Below are 22,164 nucleotides of genomic sequence, written 5' to 3'. Positions count from 1 at the left end.
AACGAGTCCTACCTGCGCTAGTGGAACCATTCTTAACTAGCTTCCAGCCACATACCCCACAAACAGGTTGATTACAAACACCCTTCACACCACATGCTCTCAAAGCATGTGCAAACCCCTAAAACCCCTAGTCAAACCAGCAAAAACAGCGATTCTGTACACACATTTTGGCTATTAACCCCAAGTTTTTGTGTTTATACCTCGTTCCTTCGGGCAATGCGGGGGAGTCGCTATTTGAAGTGCCCGGCCTCGTCGTTTACTAGCGGAGGGGGGACGCAACTAGCTCCCTTGCGTTCTTGTGTAGTGAATCGTCCCAACTCGAATCTGCTGTTTGTTGACAGATTTTCGTAGGTCAGAGATGCAAATATGCCCAACTGAAATGGTCGTTAGGTCAGTGCGCGAAAGCCCTCGGGGTGCTTTTGTTGATATTTCGCGAGTCCCTTTCGTTAGCGGTAACGATTTAGTAACAGAGCGTCATTTCTGATTTCAAAGGCGCTCTAAGATGTCGTAGGCTTATCACACGCCAATGAGGGCGATTCCTGTAGCTTGTTTCGGTAGCGCTAACGAGTTTCAGGTAACAAACTCCGGCCACGCAGTAGTGATCGGTACCCAAGGGGTGAGAAGTGACAAAGTTACTTGAGTTAAAGGGGATCTCAAAGACATTCCCTGGCGTCAAGGCATTGTCCAACGTGGACCTTGACCTGAACGCTGGCGAGATCTTGGGTCTCTGCGGTGAGAACGGCGCCGGTAAGTCGACGCTGATGAAGGTTCTCACTGGTATCCATAAGGCAGATCCGGGCGGTGAGATTTGGCTACAGGGTCAGAAGGTTGATGTCAAGAACGCCAACCATGCTCGTGATCTGGGTTTGAGCATCATTCACCAAGAGCTCAACATTATTCCAGACCTCACGGTTGCGCAGAACCTGTACATCGGTCGCGCTGGCTCCCACAAAGGCTCGGTCATCAACGACCGCAAGCTCAACAAGGATGCCAAGGAACTGTTCGAGCGCCTGAACATGGACCTGAACCCGGCGGACACCTGCCGTGACCTCACGGTTGCCCGTTTGCAGATGCTTGAAATTGCCCGTGCACTTTCCTACGAGTCAACGAAGATCCTGGTCATGGACGAGCCCACAGCTCCTTTGACCACGACTGAGACCGAATCCCTGTTCGACCTCGTTCGTAACTTCATTACTCCGGAAACCGGCCTGATCTTCATCACGCACCGTATGCCTGAGCTCAAGGAGCTCACTGACCGCATCTCGGTCCTGCGCGACGGCGAGTACGTCGGCACCGTCGATACCAAGACCACCGAACTCTCCGAGGTTATTCGCCTCATGGTTGGTCGCGAGGTTCCGGCTGATGCTCGCCCCACCACTAAGCCTCTGTCTGACGAAGCGGTTCTGAAGGTTGAGCACCTGTCCACGAAGAAGGCCGTTCACGACGTGTCCTTCGAGGTTAAGAAGGGTGAAATCTTCGGCTTCGCAGGTCTCGTTGGCGCAGGTCGTACCGAAGTTGCTCGCGCTCTCTCCGGTGCCGACCCCCACACTTCCGGCGATGTCTACATCAACGGTAAGAAGGTCTCGATCCGCAACGCAGCTGACGGCGTCAAGGTTGGCATCGGCTACCTCTCCGAAGACCGTAAGCAGTTCGGTCTTCTCCTCGACAAGACCATCGCAGACAACACTGCAATGGCTACGATGAGCGAATTCACCAGTGCCGGCGTCATCAACTCCAAGAAGATCGACGCAGTAGCTCAGGAATACGTCGCGAAGCTCCGTACTCGTACCCCTTCGATTCACGCTGAAGTTCGTTCCCTCTCTGGTGGTAACCAGCAGAAGGTCGTTATTGCCAAGTGGCTTGTTCGCGACTCCGACGTGCTGATCTTCGACGAACCGACCCGAGGCATCGACGTTGGCGCGAAGGATGAAATCTACACACTTCTGGAGGCTCTTGCCAAGCAGGGCAAGGCGATCATCGTGATCTCCTCCGAACTGCCTGAGGTTCTGCGCCTGGCAAACCGCATCGCAGTTATGGCCCACGGCCGCATCATTGGCACACTCGACAACGAGGTCGCCACCCAGGAAAACATCATGGAACTGGCCACCGTTGGTCAGGAAGAAGCGAATGGAGCAGTCGCGTGAGCACCGCAGCTACTAAGGCGGAAAAGTCCACCAGCCCGGTGGCCGCCTTCTTCAAGTCGAACATGCAGCTAGTCATGGTGATCATCGCACTGGTCATCATCTACGCATACTTCATGTTCGCAGCCCCGAACTTTGCGCAGCCGAAGATCTTTACCGATATTCTTCTGCAGGCCGCCTACACCGGCGTCATGGCTCTCGGCGCAACGTTCGTTATCGCAACATCCGGCATCGACCTCTCGGTCGGTACGGGCATGACCCTCGTCGCCGTTATGGCCGGTGTCTTCCTGTCGGCTGACTGGATGAACCTGCCCCTGGGGGTCGGTCTTATCCTTGTTCTCCTGTTCGGTGCTTTCGTTGGTCTGATCAACGGCCTGAACATCTCGATTCTTGGTCTTCCGCCGTTCATTGCAACACTGGCAATGATGATGGTGGCCCGTGGTCTGGCACTGATCATCTCCGATAAGTCCACGATCTCGATCGCAAACCCTGGCTACATCGCGCTGTCCACCGGTTCGATCATCCCGGGCATCTCGAACGCAGCAATCATCTTCATCCTCTTGACGATTCTTGCAGCGTTCCTGCTGAACAAGACCCTCCTTGGTCGTTACGCGCTGGCCATTGGATCGAACGAAGAAGCAACCCGCCTCTCCGGTGTGAACGTCCGCCTCTGGAAGGTCATCATCTACATCACCGCTGGTGTCTTCATGGCAATCGGCGCAATCCTCTACTCGGCACGTTTCGGCTTCGTCCAGCCCGCTGAAGGCGTCGGCTTCGAACTAAACGTCATCGCAGCAACCGTTATCGGTGGCACGTCACTCTCCGGTGGCCGTGCATCGATCCCAGGTGCATTCGTTGGTGCACTCATCATGGAAACCCTGAAGAAGGGCCTGACGATGATGGGTGTTGCTTCCGAATGGCAGCTGGTCGTTACCGGTATCGTTGTTCTCCTCGCAGTCTTCATTGACAACATCCGCCGCGCTCGCGAGAACGCAGCCTGATAAAACCAATTGAATCCGTGAATCTTACATAGACGTTTGATTCACACCCTCAAGAAGGCAAACGTCTTCTTGGCCCCCACGAAAGGAAAAACACATGCGCCCCATCGGCCGTATCGTTGCAGTTGCAGCAGCCGGAACCATGGCCTTCGGCCTGGCAGCTTGCTCCACCTCGAACACCTCCAAGTCGGGTTCCGACGCAGCAGCATCGGGTTCCGATTCTGCATCAAAGGAAGAGGTCACTGAGCAGTCTAAGGACGTTCCTGCTGGCGATGGCACCAAGACCATCTACCTCGTCTCCAAGGGCTTCCAGCACCGCTTCTGGCAGGCTGTGAAGGAAGGCGCCGAGCAGGCAGGCACCGAGTTCAACTACAAGATCCAATTCGTCGGCCCCGACGATGAGACCAAGGTGACCCAGCAGCTCGACCAGCTCCAGGCAGCACTCGACACCTCCCCGGCAGCTATCGGTCTTGCAGCTCTCGACTCGGGCGCAGCAACCCCGCTACTCACCCAGATCGAGTCCAAAGGCATCCCGCTGGTCGCATTCGACTCCGGTGTTGACTCCGACCTCCCGCTGACCACGGTCTCGACTGACAACAAGGCAGCGGCAGCTGAGGCCGCAAAGCACATGATCGAACTGCTCGATGGTAAGACCGGCTCCGTCGGCGTGATCTGCCACGACGCAACCTCCACCACCGGCAAGCAGCGTTGCGATGGCTTCAAGGAATACTTCAAGGCCAACGCACCTGAGGGCCTGAAGCTCCTTGAAGAGCAGATTGCAGGCGAGGTCGGCAAGGCAGCTGACACCTCCAAGGCCATCATCCAGGCAAACGACGACATCGTCGGCATGTACGGCTCCAACGAAGCAGCAGCTTCCGGCGCCATCCAGGGTGCTAACGAGTCCGGCAAGACCCTGACCGTTGTCGGCTTCGACTCCGGCAAGACCCAGATCGCTGCAATCAAGGACGGCTCGCAGGCCGGCGCCATCACCCAGGCACCGAAGCTCATGGGCTACAAGACCGTCACTGCAGCCATCCAGGCAATCAACGGCATCGCACTCCCGAAGACGATTGACTCCGGCTTCTACTGGTACGACGCATCCAACATCGACTCTGACGAGATCGCTCCGAACCTCTACGAGTGATGTTGATTGAGTTGGGGCGGGCTCATTCACTCGGGCCCGCCCCAACTCACACATAGGATCCGAGGGGTGTGAATCGCCCCCCACTAAACAATGAAGTTTTGATCAAGAAATTAGGGAACAAATGACTGATCACCCCCGCATCGGTATCCGCCCGGCAATCGATGGTCGCCGTCGCGGTGTCCGCGAAAGCCTCGAAGAGCAGACCATGGGCATGGCTGAGGCCGTTGCCAAGCTCTTCTCCGAAAACCTCCGTTACACCGACGGCACCCCCGTCGAGTGCGTCATTGCTGACACCACCATTGGTCGTGTCCACGAAGCAATGGCTTGCGCTGACAAGTTCCGCGTCAACAATGTCGGCCTGACCCTGACCGTTACCCCCTGCTGGTGCTACGGCACTGAAACCACGGACATGGATGCCACCATGCCACACGCAATCTGGGGCTTCAACGGCACCGAGCGCCCCGGCGCTGTCTACCTGGCAGCAGCTCTTGCTGGCCACGCACAGATCGGTATCCCCGCATTCGGCATCTACGGCAAGGATGTCCAGGATGGCGATGACAATTCCATTCCGGAAGACGTTCGTGAGCGTCTTCTGAGCTACGCTACCGCTGGTCTTGCAGTTGCTCAGATGCGTGGCAAGGCATACCTGTCCATGGGCTCGGTTTCCATGGGTATTGCTGGTTCTGTCGTCAACCCTGACTTCTTCGGTGCTTACCTTGGAATGCGCAACGAATACATCGACATGTCCGAGTTCACGCGCCGTATTGAAGAAGGCATCTACGATCCGGAAGAGTACGAGAAGGCTTACACCTGGATTCGCGAGAACTTCAAGCAGGGCAAGGACTGGAACCCCGAAGATTGGCAGTTCCCGGAGAAGCATGAGGACTGGTGGAAGTTCGTCACTAAGATGACCTTGATCGGTCGCGACCTGATGAACGGCAACCCACGTCTTGCAGAGCTCGGCTTTGAAGAAGAAGCTGGTGGCCACGGTGCTATCGCCGCAGGCTTCCAAGGACAGCGCCAGTGGACCGACCACTTCCCGAATGGTGACGTTATGGAAACCATTCTGAACACGAACTTCGACTGGACCGGTCCGCGTCAGCCCAACGTTCTTGCAACCGAGAACGATTCGCTCAACGGTGCTTCGATGCTGTTTGGCTACCTGTTGACCAATACGCCGCAGATCTTCTCCGATGTTCGCACCTACTGGAGCCCCGAGTCCATCGAGCGCGTCACCGGCTGGAAGCCGGAAGGACGCGCGGCACAGGGCTTCCTTGATCTGCGCAACTCCGGTTCCACCACCCTTGACGGTGCTGGCAAGGCAACCCGTGACGGTAAACCCGTCATCAAGCCGTTCTGGGAGGTCACCGAAGAAGACCAGAAGGCAACCCTTGAGGCAACCACCTTCCACCCAGCATCGACAGGTTACTTCCGCGGTGGTGGTTTCTCGACTCACTTCCGCACTGAAGGTGAAATGCCTGTCACCATGATTCGCATTAACCTGGTTGCCGGCAAGCCGGTCATGCAGATCTGCGAAGGCTGGACCGTCGAGCTTCCTGACGAAGTTGCTTACACCATCGAAGAGCGCACGAATATCGAATGGCCGACTACCTGGTTCGTTCCGAACCTCACCGGTGAAGGTGCCTTCAAGACGACCTACGATGTCATGAACAACTGGGGCGCAAACCACGGCGCGATTTCCTACGGTCACAACGGTGCCCTGTTCATCACGCTTGCCTCGATGCTCCGTATCCCGGTCAACATGCACAACGTTCCGGAAGAAAAGATCTTCCGCCCGAAGGCATGGTCGCTGTTTGGCACCGCTGATCTCGAAGGCGCGGACTACCGTGCATGCGAGACCTTCGGTCCGATGTACCGCTGATTGCTTAGTCGTAGTTAGCTGACGAAAGTCAAAGCGGTGGGTGAGCCCATTAGGGCTCACCCACCGCACCGACTCTCAATGTTGAGAGCCACCCAAGCGTTCAATGATGACGCTGACCATAAAGCTATAAAACACTCAAACTCGCCACTTCGCATCGACGCGAAGTGAGCATCCCGCCTGCCGTACCAGGAAGGACCCGTTTAATGACCACCGCACTTGCTGTTGACCTCGGTTCCGCTTCGGGTCGAGTTCTAGCTGGAACTATTGTTGATGACCGTCTTGAGATCACTGACGTTCACCGCTTCAAGCATCAGGCAATCCGTGACGAAACAGGTTCGCTGACTTGGGACGTTGACACGATGTGGGAACAGACCGTTATCGGTTTGAAAAAGGCAGTGGAACAATTCCCGGACTCGGTGTCTGTTTCCGTGGATACGTGGGGTGTTGACTTCGTTCCCCTCGATGCAAATAACGAGCGAGTTGGCAAGGTTCGTGCCTACCGCGACGAGCGCACCGAGCGTACACACGAAGAATTCCGCTCGCGCGTTGATGATCGCACATTCTTTGAAATGTCAGGTATCGCCCCGGCAACGATCAACACAGCAAACCAGCTTCTGGCTTTTACGTTGGAAGATCCAGAACTTGCTGCCAAGACCGACTCGATTCTTTTCCTTCCTGACTACTTCGCCTGGAAGCTTTCCGGTGTGAAGGGCTGGTCGCGCACCATCGCCTCTACCTCGGGTCTATGTGAACCGGGCTCACCACGATTCAACGACGCCATGTTCGAACGCCTCGGCTTGGATCGCTCGTGGGTTGGTGAATTGAATGACGACCTCACTGCCGTTGGACAGTGTACCGTCGAAGCCCTCGAGCAACTGACCGTCGTCCGCGGTGGTGCACACGACTCCGCATGTGCAGTTCACGGTCTACCCATTGATGAAGGCGTCCGCGCGTACTTCCTCTCGTGTGGTTCTTGGTCAGTTCTTGGCGCTCTTGAGGATCACCCGCTGATCTCGGATGCTGCATACGAACTTGGTTTGACGAATGAATCTCGCACTGATGGGGGAGTTCGCCCGCTCTTCAACATCACGGGTATGTGGATTCTTCAGGAAATCCAGCGTCAGTGGGAGCGTGAAGGAACTCTGACTGATACGGATGAGCTTGTCGCGCAGGCCCGTGAATGTGCGCCGTGCACCGTGTTCTTCAACCCGGATGACCCGCGTTTTGCTGAGCCTGGTGAGATGCAACAGAAGATTGATGTTGCCCTCGATGAACAGTGTGCTCCGCATCCGACCTCGATGCCCGAATACGTTCGCCTGATTATTGAATCCTTCGCTCGTCGTTATGCGCGCGCGATTGATGAGCTGACTCAGATTTCAGGAGAGCGACCCGATCAGCTGAACCTTGTGGGTGGTGGCGCCCGCAACCACCTGCTGTGCGATCTCACGGCAGAAGCGGCGCAGGTTCGTGTTGTTGCTGGCCCGATCGAAGCTTCAACTCTCGGTTCGCTTCTTGCCCAACTCGAAGTTCTTGGACACCTTGATCCCGCGGATCGCCCCGCGATGATTGCGGCAACGGCAAAGACCCATGTCCACACGCCGTCCAACAGGTAAGAAGGTTTCGCTAGCAGACGTTGCGCGTTTAGCGGGCGTCTCATCGAACACCGTTTCACGCGTTGTTCGCGGTGATCCTGAGGTTGCGGATGCGACGCGTGCGCGAATTTCCGAGATCCTTACTGAAGTTGGGTATCGACCGAATTACGCGGCGCGTGCGCTTGCATCGAATCGGACGGGTGTTCTGCACGTTTTGCTGGCTGCCCCGATGTTTCACGGGCATGCGAGGGTTTTGCTTTCGGTTTTGAATGCAGGTTCTGAAGCCGGCTATCACATGTCGGTTTCAAACGCATATTTGCCAAATGGCGAACTGCGCAACGAAGTGGCGCCATTCGATGTTGATGGGGTTGTGATCCTTGCTGGACAGGACCCGAGCGTTGACCTTGCCATTCAGATTGGCAAGCGGGTTCCGACGGTTTTGGTGCTGACTAGCGAACACGATTTGGATGGAATTTCGACAGCGTCCATTAATAATGTTCGAGGCGCAAAGCTGGCGACCGAGCATCTGCTGAAGCAGGGGATTACCGACATCGTTCATGTTGCGGGTCCGTCGGGTTGGTCTGATGCTTCCATGCGCTTGCAGGGCTTTAAACTCTCGTGCGAAGAACACGGAGTCGAAGGCAAAGTGATCGAGTCACATTCGTGGAACTCGCAAGATGGATATGACGCTCTACGTTCGCTGGCAGAGCTTCCCCAGGGAATTCAAACGGCGAATGATCAGCTGGCGCTTGGTGCCATGCGATTGATTCACGAACGGGGAGCGAAGATTCCGACAGACGTTAAGGTCGTTGGATTTGATGATATTGATGGCGCTGATTGCTATGCCCCTCCGCTGACGACTGTTCGTCAGCCTTTTGACCGCCTTGGTCGTGCTGCTGTTCGCATCGTGTGTTCGATGATGCACGGCGGTAAGAGCGAGGATGTGACGATTGATCCTGAGCTGATCATCCGATCCAGCTCGATTGAATAGAAAGGACAGATCTTCATGATCTATGGAGCAATGACGCACCCGCAGTTCCTGCGTGCACTGGCCGCGGCTGGCCACGGTTCGAAGATTCTGCTTGCTGATGCGAACTACCCGCACACCACCGGTGTGTCTGAGCGTTGCGAGCTTATCTCGCTGAACTTCGCTCCTGGCATGCTGGACGTTCTTCAGATTCTGGAAGTTCTGAAGCAGGTCTGCCCGATCGAGAAGGCAGAGATCATGGTTCCGGCTCCCGATCAGCCGGCCGTTGAGATCCCGATCCATGATGAGTTCAAGGCCCAGTTGCCCGATACCGAGTTCGGTGAGCTGTCGCGTTTCGACTTCTACGATGCAGCGCGTAGCGAAGATGTGGGCATCATTGTGGCGACTGGCGAACAGCGCCTGTACGGCAATCTTTTGCTGACTGTAGGCGTTCGTCAGCCCGGAGAATGAGTCTTTCGTAGGACTTTCATACGAAACTGCACTGTTGTTCAAGCGCGTTGAATGTTTGAGCGACAGTGCAGTTCGTTATTTGGCGATTTGTCAGCGAAAATTGCGTATATTTTCGTGAGATTTTCAGTGAATTGTCGCTATTATTTCCTGTGATGCAGGTCTTGTCGGTTTTCGTTTTAGTTGCTAGACTGTAAAAACCGAAACGAAAGTGACAATCTAATCGATGTTCACGAAGAGGTGATGGGTGTGGGTCGCGCACAACGGACCAGTTACATCCTTGATCGCCTTGCCGCTGAAGGCGAGGTGAGTGTTAATGTCCTGGCTGAAGAACTCGACGTTTCACCTGTCACGATTAGAACCACTTTGAAGGACCTCGAAGATGAGGGCCATCTTGTTCGCACCCACGGTGGTGCTCGTCCGACTGCCTACCGCAATATTCGACTGCGTCAGTCTGACCGAATCGAAGACAAAGAGCGCATTGCCCGCGCGGCCGCCGAAATGGTGCGCGACGATGATCGCATCATGATCGAAGCTGGCACGACTTGCGCTCTTGTCGTCAAGCACCTGACCGGACGCCGTGGCGTTCAGGTCGTTACTAATTCTCTTCTTGTTTTCCAGAATGCTCGTCCGAACCCGCATATTCGGGTCACGCTGACCGGCGGTAGCTTCCATGCTGAAACCGAATCTTTGGTCGGCCCTGTTACAGAGCGTTCCATTAATGACTTCAACGCGCGCCTGGTATTTCTTGGCACTGACGGATTCAGTGTCGAACGAGGCCTGACAACCCAGCTCGCTGAAGGTGGGCATGTTGGCAGCCTCATGCGAGGGCGCACGGAGGAAACCTGGTTGCTTTCAGACTCTTCGAAGTTTGGGCGAGCGGGCTTTGTTAGCTTCATGGGAATTGAGGACGTCACCGGCATCATTACCGATGGCGACCTTCCTGAAGAATCCATCAAGGAATTGACCGAGCGTACGCAGCTACGCATCGTCTAGGAGGAAACACATGGCCACCATCGTGGTGATGCCCCAGCTGGGCAACTCTGTGGAGTCGTGCATTATCGTCGAATGGCAGGTTTCGGTTGGCGATACCGTCGCTGTCGACCAGACTCTCTGCTCGATTGAGACCGACAAATCCACAATGGAGGTGCCGAGCACTGACGCCGGTACCGTCCTGAAGATCCTGTGGGAAGAGGGCGACGAGGTTCCGGTTAAGGATCCGCTCATCATCGTCGGCGAGCCCGGCGAAGATATTTCCGCTCTTGTTCCCGCTGACGATTCGGCAGACGAGGCCGACGCTGCTGAAGCAGCGCCGGAAAGCGCTCCGGCTAAAGAAGCAACTCCCGCGCCGTCCTTTGCTACGACCGCTGCGACCGGGGCAGTTTCCCCGCGCGCTCGCGTCCTTGCCGGTTCTAAGGGTATCGACACCGCTACGATTGCTGAGGGTTCCGGTCCTCACGGTCGCGTGATCGAACGTGATGTTCAGGCCGCTATTGCAGCAGGCCCCGCATATACTTCAGCAGCGCAGGCACAAGGAGGTGCGGCTACTGGCGAAGGCACAGGTATTGGTGGTCGTGTGACGACTGCTGATCTGGCGAACCCGACTGCTCCGGCTCCCGTCGCGGCGACTGCAGTTGCAATTCCTGCTGCAGAGTTCCCGGGTGCTTCCACCTCCGAGAAGCTCAAGGGCGTCCGCAAGGTTGTTGCTTCGCGCATGATGGCATCCCTGCAGGAGTCGGCACAGCTGACCCTCAACACGACGGCCAACGCAGCCGGCATTCTTGCGATGCGCAAGAAGGTCAAGAACTCGGACGAAGCTCTGGGCCTCAACAAGATCACCCTGAACGACCTCGTCTGCTTCGCAGTGTCCCGCACGCTCCCGAAGTACCCGGTTTTCAACGCTCACCTCGAAGATGGCACCCTGACCAAGTTCGAGCAGGTTCACCTCGGCTTCGCAGCCGATACTCCGCGCGGTCTTTTGGTTCCCGTGATCCGCTCCGCTCAGGCCCTGTCACTCAAGCAGTTCTCTGCTCAGGCAAAGAGCCTCGCAGCTGACGCCATCGCCGGAACGATCAGCCCCGACCTTCTTGGTGGTGGCACTTTCACGGTGTCCAACATCGGTTCCTTCGGCATCGAAACCTTCACCCCGGTCATTAACCGCCCGCAGACCGCAATCCTCGGCGTTGGCACCATCACGCCGCGTCCGGTTGTCAAGGCTGACGGCGAGATCGGTGTTGAGCAACGTATCAACCTGTCGCTCACGATCGACCACCAGGTCATTGATGGCGCCGACGGCGCACGCTTCCTGAAGGACCTCGTTGCCGCTATCGAAAACATCGACGTCACTGTCCTGGCCTGAGTAATTAGGAGTACACATAATGACTGAAACTCACTACGACGTAATTGTTCTCGGCGCAGGCCCTGGTGGCTACCTTGCTGCCGAGCGTCTGGGGCACGCCGGCAAAAAGGTTCTTCTCATTGAAGAGCAGTACCTTGGTGGCACCTGCCTTAACGTTGGTTGCATCCCGACCAAGACCCTCCTTGCTGGTGCAAAGAACTACCTGCACGCCAAGGAAGCTGGCCAGTTCGGTGTTGACGCAACCGGCGTGACCCTCGACTGGGGTCGCCTGCAGGACTGGAAGGAAAAGGTCGTTAAGGGCCTCGTTTCCGGTGTCGCAGCAACCGAAAAGCGAGCAGGCGTCACCGTTGTGTCCGCACGCGGTCACTTCGACGGTCCCGGCAAGGTCACCGCTGACGGTGTCACCTACACTTCCGAGCACGTCATCATCGCAACCGGTTCGGTTCCCGCTGTTCCGCCGTTGCCGGGTGTCAAGGACAACCCGCACTTGGTCGATTCGACCGGTATCCTCTCTCTGCCTGAGGTCCCCAAGCGTCTCGCCGTTATCGGTGGTGGCGTTATCGGCGTCGAGTTTGCTTCGCTGTACTCGACCCTCGGCTCGGAGGTCACGATTATCGAAATGACCCCGGAAATCCTGCCGTTCATGGATGATGACATGGCTGCCAAGATGCGTGCAGCGATGAAGGACATCACCTTCGAACTCGGTTGCCGCGTTGAGTCCCTCGACGGCGCAACGGTCCACTACTCGAAGGGTGACGAAAAGAAGGTCCTCGAAGCTGACGTCGTGCTCATGGCTGTTGGTCGTCGCTCGGCAACCGCAGGTTGGGGCGCCGAAGAAGCAGGCCTTGAAATCAACCGTGGCATCGTCGTCGACGACTGCATGCGCACCAACCTGCCGAACGTGTGGGCAATTGGTGACGTCACCGGCCGTTCGCTCCTGGCACACGCCGCATACCGCATGGCAGAAATTGCTTCCGCGAACATCATCAACCCCGATGCGTGCAAGGTTGGCGAGGTTATGCGCTGGAACACCGTTCCGTGGGCAGTCTTCTCCATTCCCGAGGCTGCAGGCGTTGGCCTCACCGAATCTGCTGCAAAGCGCGAAGGCCGCGACGTTCTGGTCGCAAAGGTCCCCGCTCAGATGTCCGGTCGCTTCATCGCCGAGAACGGCTTCAAGGCTCCCGGCGAAGCCAAGATCCTCGTTGACCCGAAGACCCACCAGATCCTTGGCATCCACGTGCTCGGCGCATACGCAGCAGAAATGATCTGGGGCGCACAGGCCGTCCTCGAAATGGAACTGACCGTCGAAGACCTCCGTCAGGTTGTCTTCCCCCACCCGACTGTCTCCGAAGTTATTCGCGAGGCTGCCTGGGCCGTCAAGCTCTGAACCTCCAAAGACGAAGAAAGAAGTAAGACACAATGACGAAGTCTCTGATCATCGACCCGTCGCAGGTCCGCGCGGCAGGTCATATCCAGTTCCCGGACATCCCGGTGAACCAGTACAAGTTCGATCTCGATACCGAACTTGATCGTTACGGCAAGGACGGCATGGTGAACATGCTCCACGACATGATCGTGGTCCGTACGTTCGAATCCATGCTTGACTCCATCAAGAAGACCGGCGAGTGGCGGGGCATTGCCTACAACCACAGGGGTCCGGCTCACCTTGGTATCGGCCAGGAATCGGCATACGTCGGCCAGGCATCAGTCCTGAGCCCGAATGATCAGGTTTTCGGTTCGCACCGTTCGCACGGCGAAATTCTTGCCAAGTGCTACTCGGCAATGCGCCAGATTGAAAACGGTGAGCTTGAAAACATCATGAAGACCTTCCTTGACGGCGAGACCCTCTCGTTTGCAGAGAAGATCGACTACAAGGACACGAAGGACCTCACCGAGAACTTCATCCTCTTCGGTGCCCTCGCGGAAATCTTCGCCCGCAAGGCCGGCTTCAACCGCGGCCTCGGTGGCTCGATGCACACCTTCTTCCTGCCGTTCGGCTCCTACCCGAACAACGCAATCGTTGGTGGCTCTGCTCCGGTCGCAAACGGTGCAGCACTCTTTAAGCGCATCAACCGCAAGCCCGGCATCGTTGTCTCCAACGTCGGCGACGCAGCCCTTGCATGCGGTCCGGTCTGGGAAGCAATGAACTTCGCTTCCATGGATCAGTTCCGCACGCTGTGGCGTGAAGAGGACGGTGGCAACCCGCCGATTCTGTTCAACTTCTTCAACAACTTCTACGGCATGGGTGGTCAGACCTTCGGTGAGACCATGGGCTACGACATCCTCGCCCGTGTCGGTGCAGCCCTCAACCCCGAGGCTATGCACGCAGAGCGCGTCGACGGCATTAACCCGCTGGCTGTTGCCGACGCCGTCTCCCGCAAGAAGAAGATCCTCGAAGAGGGACGTGGCCCGGTCCTCATGGATACAATCACGTACCGATTCTCCGGTCACTCCCCGTCGGACGCATCCTCGTACCGCACCAAGGACGAGGTCGAGCTCTGGGAGAACGTCGACTGCATCACAACCTACTCGGATTTGTTGATCTCCAACGGTCTAACCACGCAGTCCGATATTGAGGACTACACTGCTGGCCTCACCGAGAAGCTCGTCAAGGTCCTCAAGCTTGCCATCGACGAAGACAACTGCCCGCGCGTTGCCGACGGCTACATCGACACGGTTATGTTCTCGAACACGCCGACCGAGAAGATGGAAGAGGGCGAAGCGGAGATTGATCTCGAGGACAACCCGCGCGTCAAGGCTATCGCCAAGAAGATCCGCACCGCTAAGGATGAGAACGGCAAGCCCGTTTCCAAGATGAAGATGTACCAGTTCCGTGACGGTCTCTTCGAAGCTATGCTCCATCGTTTCAAGGAAGATCCGACGATGGCCGCATGGGGCGAAGAAAACCGTGACTGGGGTGGCGCATTCGCTGTCTACCGTGGTCTGACCGAAGCACTTCCGTACCGTCGCCTGTTCAACTCGCCGATCGCTGAAGCATCAATCGTCGGCGCAGGCGTTGGCTACGCAATGGCTGGTGGCCGTGCAGTTGTCGAACTCATGTACTGTGACTTCCTCGGCCGTTCCGGTGACGAGGTCTTCAACCAGATGGCAAAGTGGCAGTCCATGTCCGCTGGCCTGCTGAAGATGCCTCTCGTCCTGCGTGTTTCCGTTGGTAACAAGTACGGTGCACAGCACTCGCAGGATTGGTCGGCACTGACCGCCCACATCCCGGGTCTCAAGGTCTACTTCCCGACCACGCCGACCGATGCAAAGGGCATGCTCAACCTTGCTCTTCGTGGCACCGACCCGGTTGTCTTCTTCGAATCCCAGCTCTTGTACGACAAGGGCGAAGAATTCGAGCCCGGTGGCGTTCCGGAAGGCTACTACGAGACCCCCGAAGGTGAACCGGCAATCCGTCGCGAAGGCACCGACATTACGATCGCCGGCTACGGCGCAACAATTTACCGTGCACTCGAGGCTGCTGACGTCCTTCAGGAGAAGTACGGCATGAGCGCCGAGGTCATCGATCTTCGCTTCGTCGCACCGCTCAACTACGACAAACTTATCGAATCCGTGAAGAAGACAGGTCGCCTGCTCCTCACCTCCGATGCTGTCGAGCGTGGCAACTTCCTCAACACCGTTGCAGCGAACGTCCAGACTCTCGCGTTTGATGCTCTCGACGCGCCGATCGCGGTTGTCGGTTCGCGCAATGGCATCACCCCCGGCCCCGAGTTGGAGTCCTACTTCTTCCCGCAGGTCGAGTGGATCATCGACGCAATCCACGAGCGCATTGTTCCGCTCCCGGGTCACGTGCCCTCGTCGAACCAGACTGAAGGCGAGATTGCTCGTCGCAACCGTCTCGGTCTCTGATGATTGACCCGGTGGGCCGGGCTTCGGCTCGGCCCACCGGTGCCATCAGGCATTTAACGCTTTAAATTTCTTTTCTACATTTCGATACGAGGATCCGATGGACGCCACCAATGACGTTAGCCTGAGCCAGGAGGACCGCCTCGCCGCTCTTGCCGCAGTTCTGAACGATGAAGAGTTCCCCGCGTGGGTTCCTGAATCGAACAACCACATTCATACGTGCTACTCCTTCAGCCCCTACACGCCGACTGCTGCAGCATTGAATGCTCGTCGCGCAGGCCTGCGTGTTGTTGGCTCCGTCGATCATGATTCGATCGCTGCTGCGCCCGAAATGACCGGCGCATGTCGTCTGCTGGGAATGGGTTCAGTCACCGGCTTTGAAATCCGCGCTTTCTTTGATCCCGACGGTCCGTTTGCTACTCGTAAGCTGAACAATCCGGACTCCGAAGGCATTGCCTACATGACGGTTCAGGGTGTTCCGGCTCCTGCTCGCGAAAAGGTTGCCGAGTGGTTGGCGCCCAAGCGCGCTGCTCGTCTCGAGCGCACCCTGAAGATGGCCGAGGCCGCGAACAAGATCCTCGTTGATCTTGGCCTGGAGCCTTTCGATCCTCTCACTGACATGGTCGGCATCTCTCAGTACGCCAACGGTGGCGGTATCACAGAGCGTCACCTGCTCGCCGCGATGGCATCGGCTCTCATCAAGGGATTCGGTCGCGGTCAGAGCCTCGTCGATGGCCTGAAGAGCATGGGTGTCAACATTCCGCCAGCCCTCGAAGGCGCACTCGGTGACGCTGAGAATCCGCACCTCGTCTACGATCTTCTGGGTGTACTGAAGTCGGAATACTTGGGTCGCATCTACATTCAGCCCACTGACGAGTTGCCGACTGCGAAGGAAGTTGTTCAGTTCGCAGATTCCATCGGTGCCATTGCCACCTACGCCTACCTCGGTGATGTTTCCGCTTCGCCGACCGGCGACAAGAAGGCTGAAAAGTTCGAAGATGAATTCCTTGACGAGCTCTTCGAAGCTCTCGAAGAAAAGGGCCTGCGCGCTGTTACCTATATGCCTCCGCGTAACACTCCGGAACAGCTCAAGCGAATCCATGAACTCGCAGTCAAGCACGGCATGCTCGAGATCTCCGGCGTCGACATTAACCAGCCACGCCAGCTCTTCAACTGCCCCGAACTGCGTCGCCCCGAGTTCGAAGATCTCAACGAGGCCACGTGGGCACTTGTCGCGCACGAGGCCCTGACCAGCTTCGATCCGAAGTACAACATCCTGGGTAGCGAGCGACTCACTCCTGAGCACCTTGCCGTCCGTATTGCTTCCTACGCTCCGCTTGGACGCGCTATTGCTGATGGCGCAGATCCGGCTGAAGTCGCAGCAAATATTCCTACCGTCTGAGAACTATCCGAAGGATTAAACATGACTCATGCACCGTTGCTTCGAGGCCTGTTCCTGAGCGCGCTTGCTCGACCGGTCATCGTTCGCCCAACCGATAAGGCTGCGACCCTGACCCTCGATGCCAACCTTGAAACGGTTGACGCTTCGACTCTTTCCGAAACCGAACTTCCCGTCGTCGTCACCGTCGGCGAAGAAACCTACGAGATCACCGCGACCCCGCGCAACGACCGTGAAATCTCCGGTCGTGTCGCGCTGGTTACCGGTGGCGCACAGGGCTTCGGTGCCGAGATCGCCAAAGGCCTCGTCGGCCAGGGTTGCTTCGTCTACATCGCTGACCTGAACGGCGAAGGCGCTGCTGCCAAGTGCAAGGAACTCGGCGAAGACACCACGTACCCGATTACCGTCAACGTTGCGGATGAAGAATCCGTGACCGCGATGACCGAGGAAATCGAAAAGGTCACCGGTGGTATCGACCTGATCGTCTCTAACGCAGGCATCGTTCGTGCGGGATCTGTCCTTGAACAAGACGCATCTGCTTTCCGCCTGTCGACCGACATCAACTACGTCGCATTCTTCTTGGTTACTAAGCACCTCGGTGGTCTGCTTGCTCGTCAGCATGCAACGTCCGGTGCATGGCTGACCGACATCATTCAGATCAACTCCAAGTCTGGTCTGGTGGGCTCGAACAAGAACGCCGCATACGCAGGCTCCAAGTTCGGTGGCATCGGCCTAGTTCAGTCCTTCGCCCTCGAGATGGTCGAGCATGGTGTCAAGGTCAACGCAATCTGCCCCGGTAACTTCTACGATGGCCCGCTCTGGTCTGACCCCGACCGTGGCCTGTTCGTTCAGTACCTGAACTCGGGCAAGGTCCCCGGCGCGAAGACTGTCACGGACGTCAAGGAGTTCTACGAAGCAAAGGTTCCGATGCGTCGTGGTGCCCAAGGCATCGACGTTCTGCGCGCGATCTTCTACATCGTCGAGCAGGCATACGAAACCGGCCAGGCCGTCCCGGTTACGGGTGGCCAAGTCATGATGAACTGAGCGCAAGCTTGATCCGGAAAACAAGGAGAATCCAATGACTGAGTACCCCGAATCGCAGTATGCGATCCAGATCGTTGGCGCCGAAGAATTCGTCGTCAACAAGGAGAAGGGCATCGACAAGGTCGGCCCTCACCAGATGATGCTCAAGGTTGAGGCATGTGGCATCTGCTTCTCTGACACGAAGCTGTTGCACCAGTTCGACAACCACCCGCGTAAGTCCGAAGTCATCGCGGGAATCACCCCCGAAGCACTTGCCGAGATCCCGAACTACCGTCCCGGCTCCCAGCCGACGGTTCCGGGTCACGAGCCCGTTGTCCGCGTCGTCGAGGTAGGTGAGAAGGTCACCCACTTCAAGGTTGGTGATCGTCTGCTGGTCCAGGCTGACTGGAAGCACCTGCGCACTGCGAAGTCCAATGGCGCATTCGGCTACAACTTCGAAGGGGCCCTTCAGGAATACACGGTCGTCGATGAGCGTTGCGTCGTCTCCCCCGAAGGTGAAGAGTTTCTGATCCACGTGACCGATGGTCCTTCGGCAGCAGCTGTTGGCCTGATCGAGCCGTGGGCAACCGTTGAAGGTTCCTACGCGTGGGCAGAGCGCAACCACGTTGCAGACGGTGGTCGCCTGCTGGTCGTCGGCGAAGGCTCCATCGAAGAGCTGACCGCTGACCACAAGCCTGCAGAGATCGTTACCGTTGACGTTGCCGGTATTGATGGTCTTGAAGGACAGATCTTCGATGACATCGTCTTCTTCGGAGCAGACGCGGACGGTATTGAAAAGGCATCCCTGCTGCTCGGTACCCGTTCGGTCATGTGTGTTGTCCTCGGCGGAGAAACCATCTCCCGCAAGGTCAGCCTTGACATCGGTCGTGTTCACTACGACTTCATCCGCTTCTGTGGCACCACCGGCATGGACCCGTGCGAAGGCTACGCATGGATCCCCGCTAACGGCGACCTACGTCCGAACGATAAATGCGCGTTCATCGGTGCCGCCGGCCCGATGGGTGTTATGCACACGATGCGTGCGGTCACCTCCGGTGTTGAGGGCATCTCCGTTGTTGGCACCGACCTTTCTGACGATCGCCTGGCAGGTTTGAAGAAGACTGTTGGCCCGACCGCCGAAAAGAACGGTGTCCCGCTGGATATCATCAACACCTCCGCCACTCCGCTTGAGTACGGCTACACCTACATCACCTGTCTGGTGCCGGTGCCGGCGCTGGTTTCTCAGGCTGTCGATATATGTGCAGATGGTGCGATCCTCAATGCGTTCGCTGGTATTCCAGCGGGTACCTTTGGTGACTTCGATCTGCAGGGCATCATCGAGCGCAAGATCTTCATGCTGGGCACGTCGGGCTCTGATGTTTCCGACATGCGTACCGTTCTGCGCAAGATCGAAGCTGGCATTATTGATACGTCGATCTCCCTGTACGCAGTGACCGGTATGGCAGGCTTCGGCGACGCCATCAACGCGGTGATCAACCGTACGTCGGGCGGTAAGATCATGGTCTTCCCGACCCTGCATGACCTTGGTTTGACGCCGCTGACGGAACTTGGTGACAAGTACCCTGAGGTTGCTGCCAAGCTGGTGGATGGTCTGTGGACGAAGGAAGCTGAAGAAGTTCTTCTCGAAGTAGCCAAGTGATGTTTCTGGGTGGTTTTTGAAGGTGAAAGCTACCTAGCAACTCAGCGGTAAGTCTCATCGTGGTGCAAGCCTTTGTTCCTTTCGTGCTTGTGCCAGTTGGTGAATAATTGCCGAGGCCTGGGCCGGATCTGCAATGCAGGTCCGGCCCAGGTGTGTTTGTCCCTGATTGAGGTTGGTCAAGAGCCTTGGGGTGTGACTGGGTTATGCGCGTTTGTGAGCCTTGCGCGTGTGCGCTGATGTACGAGGTCCGGCGTGGCAGGTTTTGTCGTCTGAGGTGTTGTTTTACGAGCTGGGAGTCTTATTTCGTCGCCTCGTATGCCTGAGTTGGTCAAAGCAGACAGGTGGGATGATTCGCGAAATGGAAAGCGTGTACCTGCCCGATGAATGCCGATACGGTTGCCCTCTCGAAATAAATCTGAAAAAGGTAAAAGTGTGGCCCTCGCTCATTTCTGAACGAGGGCCACACTCACGGATGTGAGGTCAGAACTAGCTGACCGTGATTATCACTTCCAGTAGTCGAGTTCTTCGGTGATACCGATGGAAGTCGCCTTGAATTCGGGGTTCTTTCCAGCCTTGCGCTGCGCCTGGTAGTCGTTCGCAGCCTTGATGGCCTTGTTGCCCAAGATGATGATGACCGGCAGGTTGATCAGAGCCATCAGACCCATCAGCAGGTCGCCAAGGTTCCATGCAACTGAGAAGTCCAGAAGGGCGCCCGAGAATACAAGAATCACTGCGATGCCACGGAAAACCTGCAGACCCCAGATTGGAACGCGTCCACCAGCGAGGAAGCGCAGGTTGACCTCGGCGTAGTAGAAGTTGCCGATGATCGTCGTGAATGCGAAGAGCAACAACGCGATGGTCGTGAACGGCAGAGCGACGCCCCCGAGAACGGTCTGCATCGAAGCTGTAACCAGCGGAGCGCCCTTCAGTTCGTCGCCACCCTGGACGCCAGAGGAGAGGATCAGGAACGCGGTCAGAGTACAAATGATCATCGTGTCGATGAAGACGGAAAGCATCTGGACTAAGCCCTGCTTCACGGGGTGTGAGACAGATGCGGAGGCAGCCGCGTTCGGAGCAGAGCCGACACCGGCTTCGTTCGAGTAAAGACCACGCTTAATGCCGAGCATCATTGCTGAGCCGGCGAAACCGCCGAAGATTGCCTCAAAATCGAAGGCACCTTCGAAGATTGCGGCGAGCATTGCGGGGATGTTCTGGTAGTTGAAGATGATGACGATCGCAGCAACGGTCAGGTAAATGAGGGCCATGATCGGAACCAAGACGCCGGTGACCGAAGTTAGGCGCCGTGTGCCCCCAAAGATTGAGAGTGCCATCGCGATGGCAAGGATTGCGCCGATGATGTACGGGGTCGAGTCTTTGTGGTACCAGGAGTACGAGGTGAATGCGTCAGCGACGTTGAACGAGGCCAGCAGGTTGAAGCCACCCATGTAGGTGAGGATCAATGCGGTTGCGAAGATTACTGCAAGCCAACGCTGCTTGAGCGCGATCTGGATGTAGTATGCGGGGCCGCCGATGGAGTGATCGTCAGCTGAGTGGCCACGCTTCTTGTAGATCTGGGCAAGTGTGGATTCGATGAATGCTGACGCGGCGCCGAGTGTTGCGATGACCCACATCCAGAAGACGGAGCCTGCGCCACCAAGAGCGACTGCGGTACCGACGCCGGCGATGTTGCCGACACCCACGCGCGATGCGGTGGAGACCATCAGTGCGCGGAAGGACGAAAGCTGGCCTTCCTTCTCTGGGGGCTCGGTGACCACACGGATTGATTCGCGGAACATGCGCACGGGCAAGCCCTTGGTGCGAATGAAGAAGTAGAGGCCGGCGCCGATAAGCAGTGCGATCAGGATGTATGAGTACAGCCAGGTGTTGAGAACGTCGAGGACTGCGTTAATCGAGTCGGCAATCGACGAAGAAGCAGGAAGCATGCTCGTTACCTTGTCGGAAGATGGGACGCTACATGGCGTAGCGATTGACAAGGTGATTGTACGGGAAAGGCAAAGGATTAGTCACGTTCGAACTAATATTTGGAAAATCTAGGAAAGGAAAAGGAAAAGCTTCTCCAGTTCAGGAATGCTTGCCTCCGGGTTATTCGTCGTCGAGCTCGGGGCTTCTTCACTTGAACCTCGTCCGATTGCCGATTCGGAGCGAACAGCGATCATTCGCGTCGGCGGACTGGGTGTTGCGATGAGGGGGCGAATGCTGATGCTCTGAAGTGGGGCTCATCGCCATCAGGAACTGGTGGATCACTGAGACATGACGGTGAAGCAATCGTCGATTGTTTCGAAGATCCTAAAGGAAGGGGAATGAACAATGTGTCGACCGGCGAAGTGTGACATCTGCGGAAAGGTGACGTGGGCTGGCTGTGGACAGCATATTGGTGCTGTCAAGGCGTCGGTTCCTGCAAACGACTGGTGCCCTGGTCACTGTGATGAGAACGGTAATCGTCAGAAGAGGGAATCTGTGTTTAGCCCGTCAAAGTGGCTGAATTTCGGGCGAAAATGAGCCTTCGCGCCAAGTGTGGTGACGCTCACGTCAAAATGATTTGACGGGTCGCTATGAAGGTGTGTAAATTGTTTTCCTGTCGCCGAGAGCGAGGAAAGCTTGAATCGACTGCCTCCCTCACTGAGGTAACTAACGAAAGTTGAG

18 protein-coding genes are annotated in these 22,164 nt (G+C 56.9%); 16 read left to right on the top strand and 2 right to left on the bottom strand.

The window, feature by feature from the left end:
- Nucleotides 1–623 precede the first annotated feature (623 nt).
- From QP109_RS08480 to QP109_RS08415, 14 genes are all read left to right on the top strand, one after another.
- Nucleotides 624–2,144, top strand: a complete 1,521-nt coding sequence (locus QP109_RS08480; protein ID WP_101628745.1) for a sugar ABC transporter ATP-binding protein — start codon at nucleotides 624–626, stop codon at nucleotides 2,142–2,144.
- Nucleotides 2,141–3,142 carry an ABC transporter permease gene (locus QP109_RS08475; RefSeq protein ID WP_270773370.1) on the top strand — a complete coding sequence of 334 codons (1,002 nt, stop codon included), beginning with the start codon at nucleotides 2,141–2,143 and terminating at the stop codon, nucleotides 3,140–3,142. The genes QP109_RS08480 and QP109_RS08475 overlap by 4 nt, the downstream gene beginning before the upstream one ends.
- Before the next feature lie 94 nt (nucleotides 3,143–3,236).
- A complete protein-coding gene (locus QP109_RS08470) occupies nucleotides 3,237–4,283 on the top strand; it encodes an ABC transporter substrate-binding protein (RefSeq protein ID WP_285024331.1) in 1,047 nt (348 codons plus the stop codon).
- Nucleotides 4,284–4,404: 121 nt separating this feature from the next.
- The gene (locus QP109_RS08465) at nucleotides 4,405–6,165 is read left to right on the top strand and encodes an L-fucose isomerase (protein WP_101628742.1); all 1,761 of its coding nucleotides are present in this window, start codon (nucleotides 4,405–4,407) and stop codon (nucleotides 6,163–6,165) included.
- Nucleotides 6,166–6,368: 203 nt separating this feature from the next.
- Entirely contained in the window at nucleotides 6,369–7,778 is a 1,410-nt protein-coding gene (locus QP109_RS08460; protein WP_285024330.1) for a rhamnulokinase, read from the top strand.
- Nucleotides 7,753–8,748, top strand: a complete 996-nt coding sequence (locus QP109_RS08455; RefSeq protein ID WP_285024329.1) for a LacI family DNA-binding transcriptional regulator — start codon at nucleotides 7,753–7,755, stop codon at nucleotides 8,746–8,748. Before QP109_RS08460 ends, QP109_RS08455 begins: the two co-directional genes overlap by 26 nt.
- Before the next feature lie 15 nt (nucleotides 8,749–8,763).
- Nucleotides 8,764–9,195 carry an RbsD/FucU family protein gene (locus QP109_RS08450; RefSeq protein ID WP_006680219.1) on the top strand — a complete coding sequence of 144 codons (432 nt, stop codon included), beginning with the start codon at nucleotides 8,764–8,766 and terminating at the stop codon, nucleotides 9,193–9,195.
- A gap of 246 nt (nucleotides 9,196–9,441) precedes the next feature.
- Nucleotides 9,442–10,188, top strand: a complete 747-nt coding sequence (locus tag QP109_RS08445) for a DeoR/GlpR family DNA-binding transcription regulator (RefSeq protein ID WP_101628746.1) — start codon at nucleotides 9,442–9,444, stop codon at nucleotides 10,186–10,188.
- Nucleotides 10,189–10,198: 10 nt separating this feature from the next.
- A complete protein-coding gene (locus QP109_RS08440) occupies nucleotides 10,199–11,551 on the top strand; it encodes a dihydrolipoamide acetyltransferase family protein (protein ID WP_285024327.1) in 1,353 nt (450 codons plus the stop codon).
- 19 nt (nucleotides 11,552–11,570) lie between these two features.
- Nucleotides 11,571–12,938, top strand: coding sequence for a dihydrolipoyl dehydrogenase (gene lpdA, locus QP109_RS08435; RefSeq protein WP_285024326.1), 1,368 nt, complete (start codon nucleotides 11,571–11,573; stop codon nucleotides 12,936–12,938).
- 32 nt (nucleotides 12,939–12,970) lie between these two features.
- Nucleotides 12,971–15,421, top strand: coding sequence for an alpha-ketoacid dehydrogenase subunit alpha/beta (locus QP109_RS08430; RefSeq protein ID WP_285024325.1), 2,451 nt, complete (start codon nucleotides 12,971–12,973; stop codon nucleotides 15,419–15,421).
- Nucleotides 15,422–15,518: 97 nt separating this feature from the next.
- Complete coding sequence (locus QP109_RS08425) at nucleotides 15,519–16,820, top strand: PHP domain-containing protein (protein WP_285024324.1); 1,302 nt, start codon at nucleotides 15,519–15,521, stop codon at nucleotides 16,818–16,820.
- Nucleotides 16,821–16,841: 21 nt separating this feature from the next.
- Nucleotides 16,842–17,861: an SDR family NAD(P)-dependent oxidoreductase gene (locus QP109_RS08420; protein ID WP_285024323.1), complete on the top strand. Its 1,020-nt coding sequence runs from the start codon at nucleotides 16,842–16,844 to the stop codon at nucleotides 17,859–17,861.
- Nucleotides 17,862–17,895: 34 nt separating this feature from the next.
- The gene (locus QP109_RS08415; protein WP_285024322.1) at nucleotides 17,896–19,500 is read left to right on the top strand and encodes an alcohol dehydrogenase catalytic domain-containing protein; all 1,605 of its coding nucleotides are present in this window, start codon (nucleotides 17,896–17,898) and stop codon (nucleotides 19,498–19,500) included.
- A 503-nt stretch (nucleotides 19,501–20,003) separates the two neighbouring features.
- Here QP109_RS08415 and QP109_RS08410 read toward each other — a convergent pair.
- Nucleotides 20,004–21,443 carry an alanine/glycine:cation symporter family protein gene (locus tag QP109_RS08410; protein ID WP_101628733.1) on the bottom strand — a complete coding sequence of 480 codons (1,440 nt, stop codon included), beginning with the start codon at nucleotides 21,441–21,443 and terminating at the stop codon, nucleotides 20,004–20,006.
- A gap of 145 nt (nucleotides 21,444–21,588) precedes the next feature.
- On the opposite strand from QP109_RS08410, the gene QP109_RS08405 reads away from it, so the two are divergent.
- Together QP109_RS08405 and QP109_RS08400 are read left to right on the top strand one after the other, a co-directional pair.
- Nucleotides 21,589–21,729: a hypothetical protein gene (locus QP109_RS08405; RefSeq protein WP_285024321.1), complete on the top strand. Its 141-nt coding sequence runs from the start codon at nucleotides 21,589–21,591 to the stop codon at nucleotides 21,727–21,729.
- 99 nt (nucleotides 21,730–21,828) lie between these two features.
- Nucleotides 21,829–22,020 carry a DUF8730 family Cys-rich protein gene (locus tag QP109_RS08400; protein WP_285024320.1) on the top strand — a complete coding sequence of 64 codons (192 nt, stop codon included), beginning with the start codon at nucleotides 21,829–21,831 and terminating at the stop codon, nucleotides 22,018–22,020.
- Here QP109_RS08400 and QP109_RS08395 read toward each other — a convergent pair.
- Nucleotides 21,963–22,164, bottom strand: a 202-nt coding sequence (locus QP109_RS08395; RefSeq protein WP_285024332.1) for a hypothetical protein, incomplete at its 5' end; no start/stop codon positions are given. The genes QP109_RS08400 and QP109_RS08395 overlap by 58 nt on opposite strands.

It is taken from the genome of Pauljensenia sp. UMB9872 (assembly GCF_030212665.1).
GTDB lineage: Bacteria > Actinomycetota > Actinomycetes > Actinomycetales > Actinomycetaceae > Pauljensenia > Pauljensenia turicensis_B.
This window is presented reverse-complemented; position numbering and strand designations above follow the sequence as displayed.